Here is a 19,744-nt window from a genome sequence, read left to right on the forward strand (position 1 = left end):
CCTTCTGACCGGTTAGAACCACCCTCTCTGGCGGGTCTGCGGTCATCTGGGCGGCGGTTATCGCCACCGCGCGGGCGGAAGTCTGAAGACCGGTCATTGTTGCCTCTGTCTGGTCTCTCAAAGCCGCGGGCCGGACGGAAATCACCGCCTCTGCGGTCGTTCTCCCTTCTGGGTGCGCGCTCCCTGTTCTCGCGGTTGGTGTTTACATCACCGTCACGGTCATCACGGCGCGGCCTTTCAGCACGCTCGCGGTCACCGTACGGTTTTCTATCATTTGAATCTGAGTTTCTGTCCCGGTTGCCAAAGCCTGCTTCGCGGTTGCGCCTTCTGGGCGGTCAAAGCGGGTGCCTCTGCCAAATACTTTTTTGCCCTGCTCCCATGAATTGCCACGGGGGCGGTTGTTGCCGTTTTGCGGCGTGTCTTCGTTTCTAGCCATGATGGTTGAGTTGCAGTATCGCTACTGTATAAAAGATGTGTGTAAATACTTATTGCGCGGCGCTTCGCCGATGGTGTTCTCTTCTGGTGCCAGATCCCGCAGCTGCGGAAGGTCTCTGAGGTGGTTAATGCCAAAGTACTCCATGAACTTCTGGCTGGTGCCAAACAGCACCGGGCGGCCAATGGTGTTGGCTTTCCCCTTGATTTCCAGCAGGCCTTTCTCCAGTAGGCGCTGAATGGCATAATCACAGCTCACGCCTCTGATCTGCTCTACCTGAGAACGGGTAATGGGTTGTTTGTAGGCAATGATGGCCAGGGTCTCCAAAGCAGACGCTGACAGCTTCTTCTTGGATTTGTGCTTGAGTAAAATGCTCACCGAGTCCTGGTAAGCCGGCTTGGTCAGAAATTGGTACCCGCCCCCAATCGCGTAGACCTGAAACGCGAACGCGTCAGTAGAGAATTGAGCATTTAACTGCTCAATTCCCTCTAACACATCACTCACGCTCACCTCCAGCACCAGGGCTTCAGAAAGGCATTTCTGCAGTTCTTCAATAGACACCGGCGAGGTGGCGCAAAAAATCAGGGCCTGAAGATGGTTCAGTAACAGGTTCAAGGTACGTGGTTCTTTAAGTTTAGCAGACCCGCAGGTTAGTCGTTGCGCATCATTTTGGCCTCAATAGTGTGCTGCGTGTGCGGCACCGCCTTCAGGCGCTCCTTCGGGATCAGTCTGCCCGTCTTGATGCACACGCCGTAGCTGCCGTTCTTGATCCGGATGAGGGCGTTCTCCAGCTGCTGGATAAACTTGAGCTGGCGGGAGGCCAGCTGGTTCAGGCTTTCCTTTTCAGCGGTGTCTGCGCCATCTTCCAAAACTTTGGCCGTAGAAGCGGTATTATCTGTACCGGCATCATTGCGGCGGCTCAAGGTTTCTTTGATGAAAGCTACCTCCTTGCGGGCATTCTGTAACTTCTCAAGGATTATTTCCTGAAATTCGTTCAACTCCTCTTGGGAATACCGTAGTTTTTCTTCGCTCATGGCTTTACTGTTGATAACGGTGGTTCTGTTGTTTGTTAGTATAGTTTGCTTATGTGTTCCTGGCAACTGCAGCACTTGTCTGTTACAGCTCAACCGCCTTTCCGGTTGCACTTCCCCCCGTTCTTTCCTTTTTTCAAAGGCATGTTTAGGGAAATTTTGCGCAAAAATACAGTTTTTATTTCGTAAAACTATGCAGAGACTCAAAATGATAGCAGTATTTTACTATTCTTTTGACCTTCTCCTTTTCTGGCTTCTTCTTTCTTGCCCGCCCGGCCTTTTTCACCTTCTTTGGCATCATTTCTGAAACAGGGCACCTACACCTTGTATGATGTATATGAAAAAGCTTCTCTCCCTTCTGTTTCTGGCTCTGTTGAGCGGCTATTCTTCAACAGCGCAAACCGTTACGTTGAAAGCCAATATTCTCAGCCCTGTTGTGAGCACCGGCTCCTTCTTTGGCGAGTACGCGTTCTCTCCCAACCTGAGCGCCCAGCTGGGCTTTTTCTCCACAGGTATCAAAGTGAAAGACACCCGGTTTGACGGGTTCGGCATCACCCCTGAGGTCCGGTACTTCTTTTCCGGCCACGCCCCCACCGGCTTTTACGGAGCCGGCTACCTCCGTTTTCAGGATTTTGACCTAACCCGCGAAGACACCCAGGCCCACGGCACCCTCACCTCTTTTGGCGGCGGCGCGCTGCTGGGCTTCCAGTTCAAATTTGCGCAGTTTCTGGTGGCAGACGTCTTTTTGGGCCCCGGCTTCAATGCCGCCTCTGTGAAAGGCGGCGGGGGCGAAGACAACTTCAACCTGGGCACTTTTGGCGGGTTCAGCCCCCGGGGCGGGATAACAGTGGGGATCGCCTTCTAAAGCCGCCCTTTCGGCGGTGCCGAAATCAGTATTCTGTTTTGGAGCTACTTTCTGGAAAACAGACCAAAAACAGAAAATTGAACGTTTTCAGTTTCGCAGGCTTAAAGACCGCAAATACTAAAGACCAGGGAAATAGAAATCATAAGACAGGTTGCTGGCAGGCGGGTTTAAGAAGTAGGGCGTGTTGACATTTAGATCTCACAAGGTATTTTGAGTGAGTTATAGACTTGCTCAAGGTCTTTGAGAAGAGCAACACCTGCCTACCTATTACTCAAAGTAAGGTAGAGCAGGCTAAAAGCGCCTTCCATTTGCCAGTCAAGCGTACTTGTCAACACGCCCTAAAACACCTCTGCAACGGAAGAAGAAGTACAAAGGTAAGCTTTGCCTGAAACCCGTATGACAAGTTACAGAAAAGTTCTTCTGTTCTATTGGGCATTTCTGTTTTCAGGCTGTTTTGGCCAAAACAGCCCGAAAACAGAAAACAACTTTCTCTACCAGATCCATTGTGGGCAGATGATCTTCCTCTTGTTGTTTACCTTAAAGCCAATTAATATCTCATGAGAGCCGGCACTGGCTTCATTTAGTTCAGAGGTGGTGACATCATAAGAATACCCAAAGTCTAACAGGTGGTTGATGTTCAACCCTCCCAACAGGGTAAAGGAATCTTTTTTTCGGTAAGAGAGCCCCACCCACATCCGTTCACTGTACAGCGCCTTAATGTTGAAGTCAAAAGAAGCTGGCGTAGGTGTTGCTTTCCGGTACATAATGGATGGAGTAAGCATCAGATCACGGTTTATTTTTACTCTGTAGCCTGCCGTAATAAAGTAGTGTGGCTCAATCTTTCCGGAGACCGCCGTACTATAGGCATCTTTAAAATCACTCCCACTGTTGATCAAATGCGTGCCAGAGATACTAAGAAAAGCCTTAGAGGTATAAACCCAGATCCCTAAGCTGGCATCTGCCTTGGTACTGCCGGTATTATCACCGGCCAGGGTGGGGTCAGACTGATCTACTGCTTTTGCCTGCGCTGTATTGAAGCTGTTCCTGACTACTCCGGCCGAAATTCCTGTGGAGACATTTAGTACATTGGTAATAGGCAAATGGTAAGCGTACATCAGATTTACGGAGGTGGCTGTCAACAAACCGGCTCTGTCTACCTGGACTATGGCTCCTACGCCATGGTGTGGGTTAACTCTGTAGAACCGGTTGTTCTTGTTCACCCCGCTGCTTTGTGTTACCCCCGTAGAAGAGCGCTTAAATTTGTTTTTTGCGGGGGCGTTACGGTCATTTTTACCAATAGAGGCGTGTATACTTGTATAAAAGGTAATAGGCGACTCCTCAAGACCCACCCACTGCTTTCTAAACGAGGCCCTTATATCTGTATAGCTTTCAATCCCAGCCACCGCCGGGTTAACGACAACGCTATTGGTCATATACTGGCTGTACTGCGGTATCTGCTGCGCCCTTCCCTTCATTGAAACAAGGCCAATGAGCGCCAACCCTAAAACGCATATTCTTACTGCTTTCATTGTTCCTTGCTATTTAATGATGGTGATACTGCCAGAGATGGGAGCCTCATCTTTGTCTAGATACAAAATGTAGTAATAGGCAGAAACTGGCAATGGCTTGCCTTGGTAAGTACCGTCCCACCTGGTTCTGTAGCCCTCTGATGAGAAAATCTTTGCGCCCCATCTGGTAAATATCTCCACGCGGCAGTTAGGATAATGCTCAATGTTCAGAATCTCCCAATCATCATTGCGCCCGTCTTTGTTCTGAGTGATGACGTTAGGAATAAATACTTTAGGAAGCACCGTTACCGTCACCTCATCTGTAGACACACAGCCTTCTTTAGTAGTCACTGTGACCGTATAGGTAGTGGTTTCATCAGGCTTGGCCTGTGTCACGGCTGTGGTAGGTGAAGAAAGATTACTTGCTGGTGACCACACATATTTTATTCCTCCTGCTGCCCGCAGCTGTGTTGACCTTCCTTGAATAATGGTAACATCTGGACCGGCATCTGCCAATGGCGGAACAACTTCTACTTTCACGGGTGTTCTAATGGCACTAGCACATCCCTGACCAGACACTGCCTGCACATAGTAGGTAACGGTCTCATTCAGTGCCGGTGTAACAAATGTGGTGCCGGTGTAAATCACTGCACCGCCCTGCGGCTGCTCATACCATTCTACTGTGCCAGTCGGGTTATTCACGTGTAGGGTCACTGTACCCCCCGGGCAGATACGGGCACCAGGGTTCTGCCAAACAGGAGCCACCGGCAACGGGTACACCGTTACTTTTACTGCCGTACTCGTCTGGCTTTGACAGGGCAGCGAGGTAATCACCCTTCTAAACCATGTGCTCTGTGTCAACACTCCCGGCTGATAATCCCTGCCATTGTTCATACCTGGTGCTGGCGAAAAACCAGCAGTTGGTCCATTAGTGCTTATTTCCCATAGGTAAGAATAGGTACCGCCGCCACCCGCCGGGGCAGAGCCTTGCAGCAAGTTTGGCGTCAACCCGGAGCAGATGGTTTGGGCTGAGGCAATTACATTGTTAGAGACAGGAGCAGCTACTGTGATTTTGACCGGTGTACTGATATCTTCAGAGCAAGGTAATGAGATTACAATTCTACGGTACCACGTAGTAATGCTTAGAGGCCCAGAACGGTAATTTTGATCATTATTATCACCTGTGGCGGAAGTATAGTTGATACCATCTGTACTACTTTCCCAGACATATGTATAGATCCCGTTGCCACCTGTTGGCAGAACTCCTGCAATCGCTGTCGGCACATCTCCCCTACAAATCAGCTGATCTGCACTTATGAGGTTGTTGCTCAGTGCCGGCAGAACCGTTACCTGTACGTACGCAGAAGTGTTCACGCACCCTCCTGAGAAAACAGTTCTTCTGAACCAGGTAGTGCGGGATAGATAGGCGGGCTGATAATTGGCTACGGTATTATCGCCTTCGGCGGGCCTCCAGCCGCTGTTTGGCCCTACTGTGCTTTCCTCCCACAGATACGTATAATTGCCACTACCGCCCTGGGGCGCAGTGCCCGTTAACGCAGCCGGCAAGTTACCCAGACACAGGGCTTGGTTAAACGATATGCGGTTATTAGAAATAGGTGGGTTCACTCTTATTCTGACAGAGGCACTGTAATGAGGATCACAAGGACCCGCACGTACAATTCTTCTGAACCAGGTAGTCTGCAGAATCATTTCAGGCGCATACGTAGCATTAGTGTTCGCTCCATTGGCTGGCCCAAAGCCACTGTTTGGCCCTACAGTACTGCTTTCCCACAGGTATGTATAGTTCCCGTCTCCTCCTGTAGGCTGCGTTCCCGTCAATGGCAGTGGCGTGGCACCCACACAGATTTCCTGCGCCTCTGTGATGACATTATTGGCAATGTTCCCGTTCACGGTTACCTGCACCGCCGCGCTTGCATTGGCACAGTTCCCAGACGTGACCACTCTTCTAAACCATGAGGTCTGGGTAAGGGTAGAAGCTTGGTAGTTCGCTGCGTTGTTCATGCCTGCAGCATCTTTAAAACCAGAGGTTGGCCCTTCTTCACTTATTTGCCAAAGGTAGACATACCCTCCGTCTCCGCCGGAAGGGCTGGTGCCCATAAGTTGTGCCGGGGCCGTCTTCTCACAAATAGTTTGCGCCTGCTGCACCACGTTATTGGCAATTACAGGGTTTACTGTGATCAGGACCATATTACTCGCCTGCGGCGGGCAAGGGGCAGAAATCACCACGCGTCTGAACCACGTGTTTTTGGTAAGCACCGGTGGTACATACTCTTTCTTGCTGTTAAGACCATCTGCCGGGTCAAAATCATTGGCCAGGCCAGTATAGCTCACCTGCCACTGATAGGTATAACTTCCGCTGCCACCAGAAGGAGTGGTACCTGTTAACGCAGCAGGGCTTTCACCTGCGCAGATTATCTGCGGTGCACTGATGGTGTTCCCCGTGATAGCCTCATTCACGGTAATCTTAACGGCACTACTGATTACACTTGGGCAGGAAGCCCCCGCTTTCACCACTCTCCTGTACCAGGTAGTTTGGGTAAGAATGCCAGGGCTGTAGTGCTGTTGGGTGTTGTTCCCAGCTGCCGGGGCAAAGCCAGAAGTAGCCTCCAAAGTACTTGCCTCCCACACATATTCATATAACCCGTTTCCGCCAGTTGGCAATGTACCCAGCAAATCTGCCGGTACGTTCCCGTAGCAAATCACCTGTGGTGCGGTTACTTGATTATTCTTGATGCTTTCCCGAACGACTACCTGGATGACATTTGAAAAATTCTCACAGCCACCAGACATAACAATCCGTCTAAACCAGATGGTTTGTGTAAGGGCAGCAGCCTGATATGCTTCTTTGGTATTCTCCCCATCTGCCGGCTTAAAGTTACCCAAAGGCCCTACTATACTGCTCTCCCAACGGTAAGTAAAGACGCCATCACCCCCAGTAGGACTGGTAGCCGTGAAGAGCTTTGGCGTATCTCCTTCACAAATCTCCTGACTACCGGTTATGGTGTTATTCGCAATAACTGAATTAACTACAATCTGAACCGTAGGGGAAACATCTTCACACCCGCCCGAGTTAATTCTTCTTCGGTACCATGTAGTTTGAGTTAAGGTACTTGGAGCGTAGTCTTTTGCCGTATTTACCCCAGTTGCTGGTTCAAAAGTAGAATTATCAGCACTTTCTTCCCATAGATATGAATAACTCCCATCTCCCCCGGTTGGCAAAGAACCCCGCAGGGGTACCGGCGCAACTCCGGTACAGATAGCCTGTGAGGCAGAAGCTGTATTATTCTTAATAACTGGATTCACCGTTACCGTCACGCCTGCTCTAGGACTGATACAGCCATTCACATCTGTTACCTGCACATAATAACGGGTAGTGGCGGTGAGTAGCGGCGTGGGGTAGATAGCACCTTGCCCTACAGGTGTAATCTCTGTTTCTGAGGTAAACCATTCATATTTCCCCGTAGTGGAGCCTATTACCCTTAACGTAGCAGAGGCACCTGTACATATCACCACATTATTAACCACTGGTGAAACGGGCAAAGGGTCTACCAATATCTGTACGGCAGAAGAGGCATTGGTACAACCTCCAGAGATGGCCACTCTTCTAAACCAGGTAGTTTGGGTTAATACAGACGGTTGATAGTCCTGGGTATCATAGACGCCTGGTGCTGCGGCAAAACCTGCGATAGCTGAGGTGGTACTGCTTTCCCAGCGGTAAATGTAGCTGGCATCCCCTCCGGAAGGCACAAGACCTGTAAGTTTTGTGGCAGGTGCACTCCCTGTACATACCCGCTGCTCCCCAGTAATATTGTTACCTGTTATACCTGGATTTACAGTGATCTTGATGGCACCACTTGCATTCTCAGCACATACTCCTGAAATGGCTACTCTCCTGAACCAGGTAGGCTCCTGCAATACATCTGGGGTATATTCCTGGTGTATAGCCCCAGGTATAGCGGTGAATCCGCCGGAGGCACTCTCAGTACTCTTTTCCCACCGGTACGTGTAGGCACCAGTACCACCTGTTGGCAAGCTGCCTGCCAGTTGTGCTGGGAGAGCCCCTGCACAGATTACCTGCTCTCCTGAGATAGTATTATTGGCAATTGGCTGCTCCACCGTCACGTGCACTACCGTACGGGTGGCGCTTGGGCAATTATCTTTCACAGCCTCTACATAATAGGTAGTGGTCTGGAGCAAAGATGGGGTTTGAAAAGACGGCCCCTCATGTAAGGGTGAGCCTCCAGTTGCTACAGCATACCATAGGTACTTATCTGCAGGCCCGGTGACAGTAAGGGTAGTGGTGCCGTTGGCACAAATAGTAGTCACTGTTGCTGCAGCAATAACAGGAGCCGCGGGCAACGGCGTAACCTCTACCTTCATAAGAAGGCTTTTCACTGTACAGGCTCCTGATGTCACTACTCTTTGATACCAAGTGGTCTCCATTAGTATTCCCGGCTGAAAATCTTTCCCAACTGCCCCAAGGATCTTTAAGAAGGTAGTACCATTGGTACTTTCCAGCCATTCATATTTAAAGGCACCGTCGCCTCCTTTAGGATTACTGCCCAAAATTACCATTGGAGCAGTGTTCGCACAGATGGTTTGGTTGCCTGACAGGCTATTCTCTGTGATAGAAGGTGTAACAGTAACCTGTATTGTGTTGCTTTCACTCTCTTGGCAAACACCTGCCATGACCACCCTTCTGTACCAGGTTGTCTCTGTTAGGATTGCCGGTGTATAGTCTTTTGCATTTGCACCAGCAATGGCCATAAACCCAGCAGAAGCCGAAGTTGTACTGGCCTCCCAGCGATAGGTATACGTAGCAGCTACCCCTGTTTCAGCACCTCCAGACGGGGTGCTCCCCATTAGTGCCACAGGCGCTGAACCAGAACATATGGTTTGGTCTGTGGTGATGCTGTTATTGGCAATAGGTTGCTGAACCACTATTTTTACGGCAGCACTGGGAATGGAACATCCTCCAGAGCTCACTACTCTTCTAAACCAGGAAGTACCTGTTAGCACCTCTGGCTGGTAGTCACCCACCGTTGCCCCATTGATTGCGGCAAAGCCCGTTGAGGCAGAAGTGGTGCTTTTCTCCCACTGGTAAGTGTACACACCATCACCCCCTGTAGGCACAAGACCTTGCAGCAACTCAGGATTTTGCCCCACACATACCGTTTGGTCAGCAGAGATCTTATTACCAGTGATACCTGTGTTTACGGTGATTTTAAGGCTATTACTCACAGATGCGGCACAAGCCCCAGAAAGCACCTTTCTTCTGAGCCACGTATGGGCATTTAAAACACCTGGCAGATAGTTGGCTCCTGTAGCTCCGGAAAGGGTTGTAAAGGTGGCTCCGTCAGTACTGCTTTCCCATTGGTACATGTATGTTCCAGAACCACCAGCCGGGGCAGACCCCTCTAACTCACCTGGGCTGTTCCCCACACAGATGGTTTGTTCTGCCGTGATAGAATTATTGGTTATTGACTGCTCAACCGTTACCTGTACCGGGGTGCGGCTGCCGCTAGAACAATTATCTTTTACTGTTTCTACATAATACACCTTTGAACCAGTTAAGGCCGGAGTAGTAAAATTAACTCCCTCATGTAGGGCAACTCCGTTTTTATCTGTTTCAAACCAACGGTAGTTATCACCTGCCCCGACAGCTGTTAACGTAGCAGTAGAACCGGAGCAAATAGTAGCCGCGGCTACCGTAGGTGCGGCTGGCAACGGGGTCACAGTTATTTTTATAGCGGCGCTGTTCACTGAACACGCTCCAGATTTGACAATTCTTCTATACCAAGTAGTGGCCGTCAAGGCATCTGGTTGGTAATCTTCAGAAGAAATACCCGAAATAGCGGTAAAGACAGAACCATCTGCACTTATCTGCCATTCAAAAACAAAAGAAGTATCCCCTCCGGTGGGAGTGCTTGCATCTATCAGCTTTGGTTGGGCACCAGAGCAGATGGTCTGATCTGGTGATAACGTATTCGCGGAGATGGCTTTTGTAATCTTGACCTCTACCACCCCGCTCTCGCTTGGTGGGCACACCCCTGACTCTACCTTTCTTCTAAACCAGGTAGTTTGTGTCAGAACCCCAGGAGAATAGTTAGGCGTATTGGTATTCGCGATAGCTGTAAAGTCACTGGCAGTAGGCCCGGTGGTGGTCTTTTCCCAAACATAGGTGTAAGACCCCGTACCGCCTGAAGGGGAAGAACCCTGTAAAGTAGCAGCGGTGGTACCCTCGCAGAGACTTTGGGAAGCCGTGAGAAGGACGTTATCAGTAATGGGCACTTGAACCTGTACCGCAATGACATTACTGATAACCGCACATGCCCCTGACTTGGCTCTCCTTCTAAACCATGTGGTTTTATATAAGGGCCCAGAAGTATAATCTTTATCGTTAGCCCCTGCTATGGCTATATAGTCTGAAGCACTGGCGCCAGTAGTGCTTTTCTCCCATACATAAGAAAATGTTCCCGTTCCCCCCAAAGGCTCTGTGCCCTCTAAGATAGCCGGAGCGGTATTTGCGCAGATGGTTTGAGGCGAACTAATAGCATTATTAGTAATAGGCTCTGTAACTTTCACTTCAATCACATTACTGACCGTACCGGCACAAGCACCTCCCGTGACACTTCTTCTGTACCAGGTAGTCTGGGTTAAGCCTGTTGCCAGCTGAAGGCTTTGCTGTGTTGCCCCGGCTATGGGTATATACTCTATGCCGTTGGTGCTGAACTCCCACTGATAGGTATACACCTCTGAACCTCCAGAAGGCTTTACCCCCACAAAGGCTGACGGAGTCTCGCCAGAGCAGATTGCCTGATCACCGCTAATGGTATTCCCAGTTATTAATTCCTGCACTATGACCTGTACTGCCCCACTTTGGGCAGTGCAACCACCTGAAGTTACCAACCTTCTGAACCAGGTAGGCTCAGTTAAGATATGAGGCGTGTAGTCTTGTTCTGTGGCATTGGCAATATTGGTAAAATTGCTACCATTAGCACTGCTCTGCCACTGGAACGCATATTTCCCATCTCCCCCACTGGGGCTTGTTCCCAGTAAGGCAGCAGGTGCGGCACCTGTACAAATAGTTTGGGGGGTGGAGTTGGCAATGGTGTTATTAGTAATAGCAGGGTTCACGGTCACCTTTACCGCTTTGCTCTCGTTAGGCGCGCACGCTCCCCCGGCCACCACTCTGCGGTACCACACGGTAGAAGTGGGTGACTGACCTGCTGCAAAAGCCAGATGAGGTGCCGTAGCCCCTGCTATGGTGACATAGACTCCATTCTCAGCGTCACTTTTTTGCCATTGGTAAGAATAGGGCGCCCCTCCGCCCGCCGGGCTTGAACCAGTTATCTGGGCAGCGTCTTCTCCTCTACAAATAACCTGCTCACCTACAATGGTATTATCTGTAATAGGCTGCTGCACTTTTATTTCAACAGCTGATAAACTTTCTAATGGGGTACAGGAACCAGACTTTACTGTTCTTTTAAACCAGGTGGTCTGATTTAACGCTGTTGGCTGGTAATCTTTCTCTGTAGCATTCAGAATGTCACTAAAACCACTTGTAGCTGAAGTGGTACTGATAGCCCATGAATAGGTGTAGCTGTTATCCCCGCCTTGCGGGTTAGAACCTACTACTTTGGCAGGAGTGGCTCCAGCACAAATTATTTGGTCGCCACTTAACGTGTTATTAGAAATCTGCGGCCGCACCAGCACCTGCACAACATTACTAAAGGTGACACAGGCACCAGATGTAGCTTTCCTCCTGAACCAGGTTGGTACCTGTAGTTTATCTGGACTGTAGTTCCGGCTGTTCCCGTTAGTAGATACAGCGACAAAACCGGTTGTAGCCGAGGTAGTGCTAACCTCCCAGATATAGGTCATATTTCCATCTCCACCAGTTGCCGCGTCCCCGGTGAGTTCCTTAGGAACCTGATCATAGCAAAGGTCCTGATTTCCGCTAATGGTGTTGTTTACAATGGCTGGCGTCACCTGTACGGCTACTGGGGTTCTGGATGAGCTGGCACAACTGGTACTGATTGATTCTACATAATAGGTAGCGCTGGTAGTGAGAGGGCCGGTGGTCAGGATTGTGCCACTGGCATTAACCCCTGCAACAATGGCGGTTCCCCCCTGGCCTGTGGTATACCATCTGTAAGCGTACCCCACAGGTGGGTTCTGTACTGTTAACGTAGCGCCGGTACCTTCACAAATAGTGGCACCTGCTACTACCGGGGCCACCGGGCGCTGCGTTACCTTCACCTGAACAACATTACTGGTTTGGGCACCACATTCCCCAGATGTTACAACTCTTCTGAACCATGCATCTTGGGTTAAACTCACAGACGGGGTATAGCTTTGTTCTGTACTGGTACCGGGTGCATTGGTAAACGTGCTGTTGTCTGTGCTAATCTGCCATTGATATTTGTAATTGACCTCATCTCCTCCCGTTGGTTGAGAGCCGGCAAGAATACCTGGTGTCTCCCCGGCACAAATGGTAGCATAAGCCGGTGCTGAAATGCTGTTAGAAGCAATAGGTTTGGTAACCGTTATAGTGATTAGGGTTCTGATAGCACTAACACAACCAAATTTGTCAACAACCTCTACATAATAGGTAATGGTATTGGCAGGTGTAGACCTATAAATTGCTCCAATAAATCCTGGGGTGACGGCTGTAGCAGAGGTATACCATTTATACATACTGGTACTTTCTGCTCCAGAGACAGCAAGGGTAGCTGTTTGCCCGGCACAGATTGTCTGCCCTGGTGCTGTTGGCGCAGGGGGCAGTTCCCTGATGGTGATTTCTTGTGTAGCCGCAGTAGACGTACCGCACTCATTGGTAGCGGTATAGGAGACTATATAGGTACCCGCCGTTGGGAAATGAATAGATGGGCTTTGGCTTGAGCTGCTTGTACCCGCCTCAAAGGTGGCACCTGGCGTACCTGACACACTCCAATGATAAGTAGAAATAACGCCATAGTTAGCGTTTATGCTAGGCCTATGGTTCTGGCTGCTCGCCGAAAAAGCAATGGTTTGTGCTCCACAATATGCCTGTGCTGACGGGAGCGAAACTGTTGGGGGAGCTTTAACAGTGATTTGGCTACTAGCTGTACTGATTCCGCAAGGGTTAGTAACGGTTAGAGCAATTGTATATACACCACTATTTGTGAAATTAAATATAGGCTCAGCGCTCGTTAGAGTGCCAGAAGTTAAGGTATAGCCACTACTGGGAGTTACCGTCCATTTATGGGTCAATAATTCCCCAGTAGATTGGTTTTTTATAGTTACTGGCAAATTTATACATCCACCAGAAGGATTATCAGTTATGTTGAATTTGGCTACAGGAGGAGCAATGATGGAAATATCTTTTTCGATGGTGCTAAGGCCACATCCATTGCGTATAGTAAATTTAACTTTATAAATTCCAGGCTGTAAGAATTTAATTGATATGTCTTTAGTAAACTGCCCACCTAATTCAAATTGCCATCCACTTGCTGGAAAAACCTCCCATTTATATTCTGTATATTCAGTTGTACATGTTCCATTACTTAATGCCTCAACACCTTGATTAGAGATATCTTTAAAATTATATATCTCATTAATGCAGCCTTTATTCGAGCTAGGTGATATAGAAAAATTTGCAGTAGGCTTTTGTCCTACACGGATTGACTTAACATCTAGAGTAGTAGTTCCACATGGGTTAGTAGCTGTTGCTGTTAAAGTGAATTCATTGTTTGGCTTACCACAAGACGATATATTAAACTCATGAGTGATACTATTTGGTATATCCTCTTGTGTATATTCAATTGGCTCACTCCCGTCATTGAATACAAAGGTATACTTAGTGGCAGGACTGTTATTAACAATACCACTAATTGGAAAGGTATAAATTGCATTTGATCCGGCGCAACCTACTGTGTTACCGGGGCTCCCTACCGTAATACTAGGATTACTACCGTTATATACTTGTTGATTAAGGATAGTTACACATCCATCGCGAGTTGCTGTTACTCTTAGATTAAATGATCCTTGTTGTTTATATGTATGTTCTGCTGTTGAGAATGAATTAGATATTTGATGGGAGGAATTATCGCCCCAATCTATTATATAGGTAGTGTTAGATTGAACTAAAGACCTATTCTCAATTCTTACCAAATAATCACTATTAGAAGATGTAGAATTACATTTACTAAAAGCAGGATTACCAGGAGTTCTCGTTAAATCAGCTAAAATTATATCTGGCTGCTGCTTTACCCGTACCGTCTTTGTCTCAGTATCAGTGCAGCCCTCCCTGTTGGTGACCGTCAGCTTTACAGAATAGGTTTTTACCCCTCCCCCTATAGACGTGAATACATGGTTTGGATCTTTGTCTGAACTGGTATTGCCAGAACCGGGATCTCCAAAGTCCCAGGAGTACCTAAGACCATCTCCTGTAGAAACATTGGTAAATTTTATACTTGTGCCAGAGCAGACATCATTTGTAAATGTGAAATCTGCCTTGGGCAAATCATGAACCGTTACAATAAATACTTCTGATGTTTTAGACGCACAGGTATCTCCCTTCGCTTCAACCGTATAATTGCCAGACTCTACTATGGTTAGCTTATCACCGGTCTCTGACAGGGTGGTGTTACCTCTGCGCCACGTGTAAGTGGGCTTTGGATCAGTAAAAGAGGCAGACAGCACCACATTTCCGCCTTTACAGAAAGAAAGAGGCCCTGAGGCCGTAACAGAGACAGTACATGTAGAGCTTTGGGCAAAAGAGCCCACATGAAAAAACACCGACAACAAGGTTGCCCACAACAGGCTACGGTAGAGCTGCGCCATAAAAAGCGATAAAAGAAAAACAGAAGATGAAAAAATGGAATAGAGAACTATAGGGGGAATAGTACTTTTTAGAAGACAGTATGAGAAAAGTACCTATGTTGCCTTTCCTCAACCTAAATTATATATACTTTATTTAATAAATTAACGTATTAATTATAAGCTGTTTATTAACCTAAATTCTTTGTATAACTCTGTTAGAACAGCTTCTTTAAATCTTAATTATAAAGAGAAGCTACTTATCATTTTCCACTTAGTCTCTGGTGTAAGCGGTTGCTTGCGTCTTTAGCTGCATACAGCTTCTGTTTCTGTCCTGTTTTTCAGAAAACAGCCCCAAAACGCAGGCACCAGCCTACGCTGTAGCCAGACAGAGCCCATGAAAGGGCGGTAAAACAAAAACACTAAACAGGTTCAGAGTAAAACAGAACTTTCAAAACACATCTAGTTTAAAGAAAGACTATACAGTCTTATTTTAAAAGTTCTTAGCTATTCATAGTTTGAGATGGGGCAGGCACAGAAGACCAACCGTTAACGGCAACGTGATCTTCATCATTTTGGTGGGGGAACCAATGAGAGGCAAAAATAATAAAAGCTTTCGTTTTATGTCTAATCTGGTTGATAACTACCTCAAAATAATTCAGTTCAATTAGCGAAACTCTGTTCCCCGTATACAATATGAAGCAGAATCAAGGGCAGTAAGCAAAAAGCTAAGAATTAATTTTCTCTATCTTAAGCCTAAAGTTTGTCTCTTCCCTGTATATGCCATAAGTAAAGAGCTTTACTTTGCTTTTACCACCTTTTAGTTTAAGCTTAACATCGGCTAAACCTTGCGTTGTTTATTGAGCTTACAAACTCAGAACCTAACCCAACTTTAACAGCCCAAATGACTATTATCTTAGACAGCTAGAGGAGCGTTTCTGTTTTGGGGCCGTTTTGGCCAAAACAGCCCGAAAATAGAAATACTCCTTAGGCATTTAACAAACCAGAGAGGGCCAGCCGCAGTAACGGCTGGCCCTCTCTGGCACAGGCGGGGAACCAACTACGGCTAGCTGTTCCCGCCAAAGCTCAGCATCTGGATAGCAGTGGCGGCGGCTTCTACGCCTTTGTTACCGTGCTTTCCGCCGGCGCGGTCCCAGGCCTGCTGCTCGTCATTGGTAGTCACCAGCCCAAAGATCACTGGCTTGTTGTACTTCATGCCCACATGGGTGAGGCCCTGGGCCACGGCGTGGCAGATGTAGTCATCATGCTTGGTTTCTCCTTTGATCACCACCCCCAGGGCAATGACCGCATCAATCTCATAGCTTTGCGCCAGGTACTGCGCCCCCAAGGTGAGTTCAAAGCTGCCGGGCACAGTGTTGCGGTGAATGTTCTCGGGCTTGGCCCCATGCTGCAACAGCGTCTCATAGGCGCCTTTGCAGAGAGCGTCTGTTATTTCTTTGTTCCATTCTGCTACTACCAACCCGAATTTTTTGCCGGAAATGTCTGGCAGGTTGTCTGAGTTATACTCGCTTAAGTTCTTTAGGCTGCTGGCCATTGGAGGTAAAGGTTAGAGGAGTGATTTCTCTTGTTGAGGAATTTCTGTTTTAGGTCTGTTTTCAGAAAAATAGCCCGGAAACGTATACGCAAAAGTGCATAAAAAAACGAGCGGCTGGCCAAAAATAATCTCGGCAGCCGCTCCGTCTAATAAATTTTATTCTGGGTTTATTTCTTTGCTAGGCCTTCAGCGCGCGCCTTGTATTTTTTGGCGTCTGCCACCTCTGCGCTCAAGGGGTAGTCATTAATGATGCGGTCATACACGTCAACGGCCTCAGCAGGCTGGTTGGCCGTTTCATGGGCCATGGCGGCTTTCATGAGGTACTGGGGCGAGAAATAGTCATTGGCTTTGTGCTCTGCCGCTTTCTTGTAAAGCGAGGCAGCCTCTGCGGCCTTGCCTAACTCCAGCTGGGCATCACCCTGCAAAGAGTACGCCCGGGCCTGCAACAACAAATCATCTGAGTTGAACTCCTCCAGGTAATTCAGGGCATCTTGGTATTTGCCTTGTTTCAGCAAGATGGTACCGGCGTAGAAGTTTGCCAGGTTCCCTGCCTTGGTGCTGCCGTACTCCTCTGCAACAGATTTGAAACCGGCATACTGGCCGTCACCGTTCAGGGCTTTGTTCAGCGAGTCAGCCTCAAAGTAGTACTCAGCCTGAAACATGGCCGACAAGGCCTCTGCGTTCTTCGCCTCGCGGTTCTGGTAATACAGGAACCCTCCTACCACAGCGGCAGCAATGGCTACAAAAATCCCGATGAAGAGGTTTTTATGACGCTCCACATAGCTTTCCGACTTTAAAAGGCGGTCAGCCAACGCATCTGGATTCTCTAGCACCTCCAATTCGCTTTCTCGCTTCATTGTGTTAATTGACATCAGTAATGTATGAACTAATAAATTTGAATACTGCTCCAATAAAAAGCCCTGCCCGTTCAACCCCAAATCTTGTGGGAGCGTTCCCGCGCGGCGGTCTTTTTACACCATCACGTACGGATAGTCTTTCTCTACGTAAATATCTGTATATAATTCAGATGGCTCTGGGTACGGCGAGTTTTCTGCAAACTCTACTGACTCCTGTACCTGCGCCTTGATTTTGTTGTCAATCTCCTCCAGTTCCTGCTCAGTGGCGAATTGGTTCTCCAGAATGGTGAAACGCACGCTCTCAATGGGGTCCTGGTTCCGGTAGTTTTCCAGCTCCTCTTTGGTGCGGTACTTAGCCGGGTCAGACATGGAGTGGCCTTTGTAACGGTATGTTCTGAACTCCAGGAAGGTAGGTCCCTCGCCGGCACGGGCGCGCTCTGCGGCGCGGGCCACGGCCTCATGCACGTCTTCGCAGCGCATGGCGTTTACCGGCTCAGACGGCATGTCATAGCTCAGGCCCAGTTTGTACAGCTCGGTCACGTTAGACGTACGCTGCACCGAGGTTCCCATGGCGTACCCGTTGTTCTCTACCACAAAAATCACGGGCAGTTTCCAGAGCATGGCCATGTTGAAGGCCTCATGCAACGCCCCCTGGCGCACGGCACCGTCACCCATGTAGCAGATGCACAGGTTGCCGGTGTTGTTGTATTTCTCGGCAAACGCCAAACCGGCCCCTAGCGGAACCTGGCCGCCCACAATGCCGTGGCCGCCTACAAAGTTCACCTCTTTGTCAAAGATGTGCATAGAGCCGCCCTTGCCCTTAGAGCAACCGGTGGCTTTGGCAAACAGCTCTGCCATGACCGCGTTGGGTGACGTGCCCAACCCCAGCGGGTGCGCGTGGTCACGGTAGGCGGTGATCCATTTGTCATCTTTGGTGAGGGCGGTGATGGCACCGGCCGCACACGCTTCCTGCCCAATGTACAGGTGGCAGAAACCTTTTATTTTCTGTTGGCCATATAACTGGCCGGCTTTCTCCTCAAACTTGCGCATGAGCTGCATCATCTCATACCAACGCAGGTAGGTCTCTTTTGAAAATGCAGGGGCACCTTTTACCTTTGTCTTCTTCGCTGCTTTCGCGTCCGCCATAACGTGTGTCTGTTATTCGTAAGGGTTGATCAAGTCACATTACTTTGAAAAACGGGCTACTCCGGTTGAGTAGACTATTTTTTCTTCCGTAAGGTGTTATAACACGCGAAATTAAGTAAAAATCTGGAAACAAGTTCATGCTCCTCGAAAATCTACACGTGCTGCACTTCAAGAACTACGAGGAGGCCACCCTGCCTTTTTCTGCGCACATCAACTGTTTCATTGGCAACAACGGCAGCGGCAAAACCAACCTGCTGGACGCCATTCACTACCTCTCCCTCACCAAAAGCGCCTTCACCTCCAGTGATTTGCAGAACATCAAAGAGGGCGAAGACTATTTTATTGTGCGCGGCCGGTTCAAATCTGACGAGAAAGTGAGCGCGGTGCAGTGTTACCTGAAGGCGGGGCAGAAAAAGATTATCACGCTCAACAAGGCGCCGTATGAGCGGGTGAGCGAGCATGTGGGCAAGTTTCCGGTGGTGTTGATCTCGCCGTATGACACAGATTTGATCAGGGAGGGCAGCGAAGACCGCCGCAAGTTCTTTGACTCTCTCATGGCCCAGCTGGACCACAGTTATCTGGACTTGCTCATCCAGTACAATTATGTTTTGAAACAGCGCAACTCGCTGCTCAAGCAGTTCTATGAGAAGCAGTACGTTGACAAGGAATACCTGCAGGTGCTGGATGAGCAGCTCATGCCGCTGGGCACCGAACTAGGCATCAGACGCGCTACTTTCCTGGCTGCCTTTGAACCTGTTTTCCAGCGGCATTACCAACACTTATCCGGCTCCTCTGAGGTGGTGACCTTAGATTACCAGAGCCAGCTCACTAGGCAGAATTATGCCTACCTGCTGGACCAGAGCCAGCGCAAAGACCTGCTGCTGCAGCGCACCACCGTGGGCCCGCACAAAGATGACTTTGTGTTTCTCATGGACGGCAAGAGCGTGAAGAACTTTGGCTCACAGGGGCAGCAGAAAAGCTACGTGATTGCCCTCAAGCTGGCGCAGTTTGAGGTGCTGGCCCAGAAAAACGGACAGAAACCACTTCTGCTCTTAGATGACATTTTTGACCGCCTGGACCAAAAGCGCATTGAGCAGCTCATGCAACTGGTGGCCAACAACACCTTCGGGCAGATCTTTTTGACAGACACGCACCTGGAGCGCACAGACGCCATTCTGCAGCCGCTTTCCAATAACATCAGGCGGTTCCGGATTACGGAGGGGAAAGCAGAGACGATTGATGACGAGGAGATGTAGTAGTAGGTTTATAAAATGTTAGTTGCTCTTGGGTAGTTAGAACAGCTGTTCACGCAGATTTTCCTTCAGGTTCTTTACCTGAACGTCCCCCTTTGAAGGGGGTAGGGGGATGACAAAGGCGCCAGCAAATCTCAATAACTCTTGTTAAGTGAAAATTGGCAATGATTCTCGGGAATGCGTAACTCTGCACGAGTAATTCATCCCCCTCCCCCCTTCAAAGGGGGACGAAATGCGTAGCAATGTATGTGGAGTAAGGTGCGCTTCAAGAG

The 19,744-nt window shown here is 48.9% G+C and carries 10 protein-coding genes and 1 pseudogene; 2 read left to right on the plus strand and 9 right to left on the minus strand.

Annotated elements, in window-relative coordinates; all coding sequences use genetic code 11:
- Positions 1-202 precede the first annotated feature (202 nt).
- From A8O25_RS06965 to A8O25_RS06975, 3 genes are read right to left on the minus strand one after another with little or no spacing between them, the layout of a single operon-like run.
- Entirely contained in the window at positions 203-436 is a 234-nt protein-coding gene (locus A8O25_RS06965; protein WP_066832580.1) for a hypothetical protein, read from the minus strand.
- Positions 437-457: 21 nt separating this feature from the next.
- Positions 458-1,048 carry an SMC-Scp complex subunit ScpB gene (scpB, locus tag A8O25_RS06970; protein WP_066832582.1) on the minus strand — a complete coding sequence of 197 codons (591 nt, stop codon included), beginning with the start codon at positions 1,046-1,048 and terminating at the stop codon, positions 458-460.
- 35 nt (positions 1,049-1,083) lie between these two features.
- Positions 1,084-1,467 (minus strand): TraR/DksA family transcriptional regulator, encoded by a 384-nt coding sequence (locus A8O25_RS06975; RefSeq protein ID WP_066832585.1) that lies wholly within the window; start codon positions 1,465-1,467, stop codon positions 1,084-1,086.
- Positions 1,468-1,801: 334 nt separating this feature from the next.
- Between A8O25_RS06975 and A8O25_RS06980 the strand changes: the two genes are divergently transcribed.
- The gene (locus A8O25_RS06980) at positions 1,802-2,329 is read left to right on the plus strand and encodes a DUF3575 domain-containing protein (RefSeq protein WP_066832654.1); all 528 of its coding nucleotides are present in this window, start codon (positions 1,802-1,804) and stop codon (positions 2,327-2,329) included.
- 491 nt (positions 2,330-2,820) lie between these two features.
- Here A8O25_RS06980 and A8O25_RS06985 read toward each other — a convergent pair whose 3' ends face one another.
- From A8O25_RS06985 to pdhA, 6 genes and pseudogenes are all read right to left on the minus strand, one after another.
- On the minus strand, positions 2,821-3,858 hold the full coding sequence (locus tag A8O25_RS06985; RefSeq protein ID WP_066832588.1) for a PorP/SprF family type IX secretion system membrane protein: 1,038 nt from the start codon (positions 3,856-3,858) through the stop codon (positions 2,821-2,823).
- Positions 3,859-3,867: 9 nt separating this feature from the next.
- Positions 3,868-12,807, minus strand: coding sequence for a T9SS type B sorting domain-containing protein (locus A8O25_RS06990; RefSeq protein WP_241498950.1), 8,940 nt, complete (start codon positions 12,805-12,807; stop codon positions 3,868-3,870).
- Between the two features lie 1,314 nt (positions 12,808-14,121).
- Positions 14,122-14,685, minus strand: a pseudogene (locus A8O25_RS24330) (PKD domain-containing protein); the annotation flags it as partial.
- Between the two features lie 1,042 nt (positions 14,686-15,727).
- Positions 15,728-16,216, minus strand: a complete 489-nt coding sequence (gene ribH, locus A8O25_RS06995; RefSeq protein WP_066832604.1) for a 6,7-dimethyl-8-ribityllumazine synthase — start codon at positions 16,214-16,216, stop codon at positions 15,728-15,730.
- A 167-nt stretch (positions 16,217-16,383) separates the two neighbouring features.
- Entirely contained in the window at positions 16,384-17,073 is a 690-nt protein-coding gene (locus tag A8O25_RS07000; protein ID WP_066832606.1) for a tetratricopeptide repeat protein, read from the minus strand.
- Positions 17,074-17,187: 114 nt separating this feature from the next.
- Positions 17,188-18,219 (minus strand): pyruvate dehydrogenase (acetyl-transferring) E1 component subunit alpha, encoded by a 1,032-nt coding sequence (gene pdhA, locus A8O25_RS07005; RefSeq protein ID WP_066832609.1) that lies wholly within the window; start codon positions 18,217-18,219, stop codon positions 17,188-17,190.
- Positions 18,220-18,356: 137 nt separating this feature from the next.
- On the opposite strand from pdhA, the gene recF reads away from it, so the two are divergent.
- On the plus strand, positions 18,357-19,475 hold the full coding sequence (gene recF / locus A8O25_RS07010) for a DNA replication/repair protein RecF (protein WP_066832610.1): 1,119 nt from the start codon (positions 18,357-18,359) through the stop codon (positions 19,473-19,475).
- The last annotated feature ends 269 nt before the right edge of the window (positions 19,476-19,744 follow it).

This window comes from Rufibacter ruber, from assembly GCF_001647275.1.
Lineage (GTDB): Bacteria > Bacteroidota > Bacteroidia > Cytophagales > Hymenobacteraceae > Nibribacter > Nibribacter ruber_C.

Bases quoted from the DNA above. Each gene is read 5' to 3' on its own strand.
- ribH (WP_066832604.1), bottom strand. From the start codon at position 16,216: ATGGCCAGCAGCCTAAAGAACTTAAGCGAGTATAACTCAGACAACCTG.
- pdhA (WP_066832609.1), bottom strand. From the start codon at position 18,219: ATGGCGGACGCGAAAGCAGCGAAGAAGACAAAGGTAAAAGGTGCCCCT.
- recF (WP_066832610.1), top strand. From the start codon at position 18,357: ATGCTCCTCGAAAATCTACACGTGCTGCACTTCAAGAACTACGAGGAG.
- A8O25_RS06980 (WP_066832654.1), top strand. From the start codon at position 1,802: ATGAAAAAGCTTCTCTCCCTTCTGTTTCTGGCTCTGTTGAGCGGCTAT.
- A8O25_RS07000 (WP_066832606.1), bottom strand. From the start codon at position 17,073: ATGAAGCGAGAAAGCGAATTGGAGGTGCTAGAGAATCCAGATGCGTTG.
- A8O25_RS06985 (WP_066832588.1), bottom strand. From the start codon at position 3,858: ATGAAAGCAGTAAGAATATGCGTTTTAGGGTTGGCGCTCATTGGCCTT.
- A8O25_RS06975 (WP_066832585.1), bottom strand. From the start codon at position 1,467: ATGAGCGAAGAAAAACTACGGTATTCCCAAGAGGAGTTGAACGAATTT.
- A8O25_RS06965 (WP_066832580.1), bottom strand. From the start codon at position 436: ATGGCTAGAAACGAAGACACGCCGCAAAACGGCAACAACCGCCCCCGT.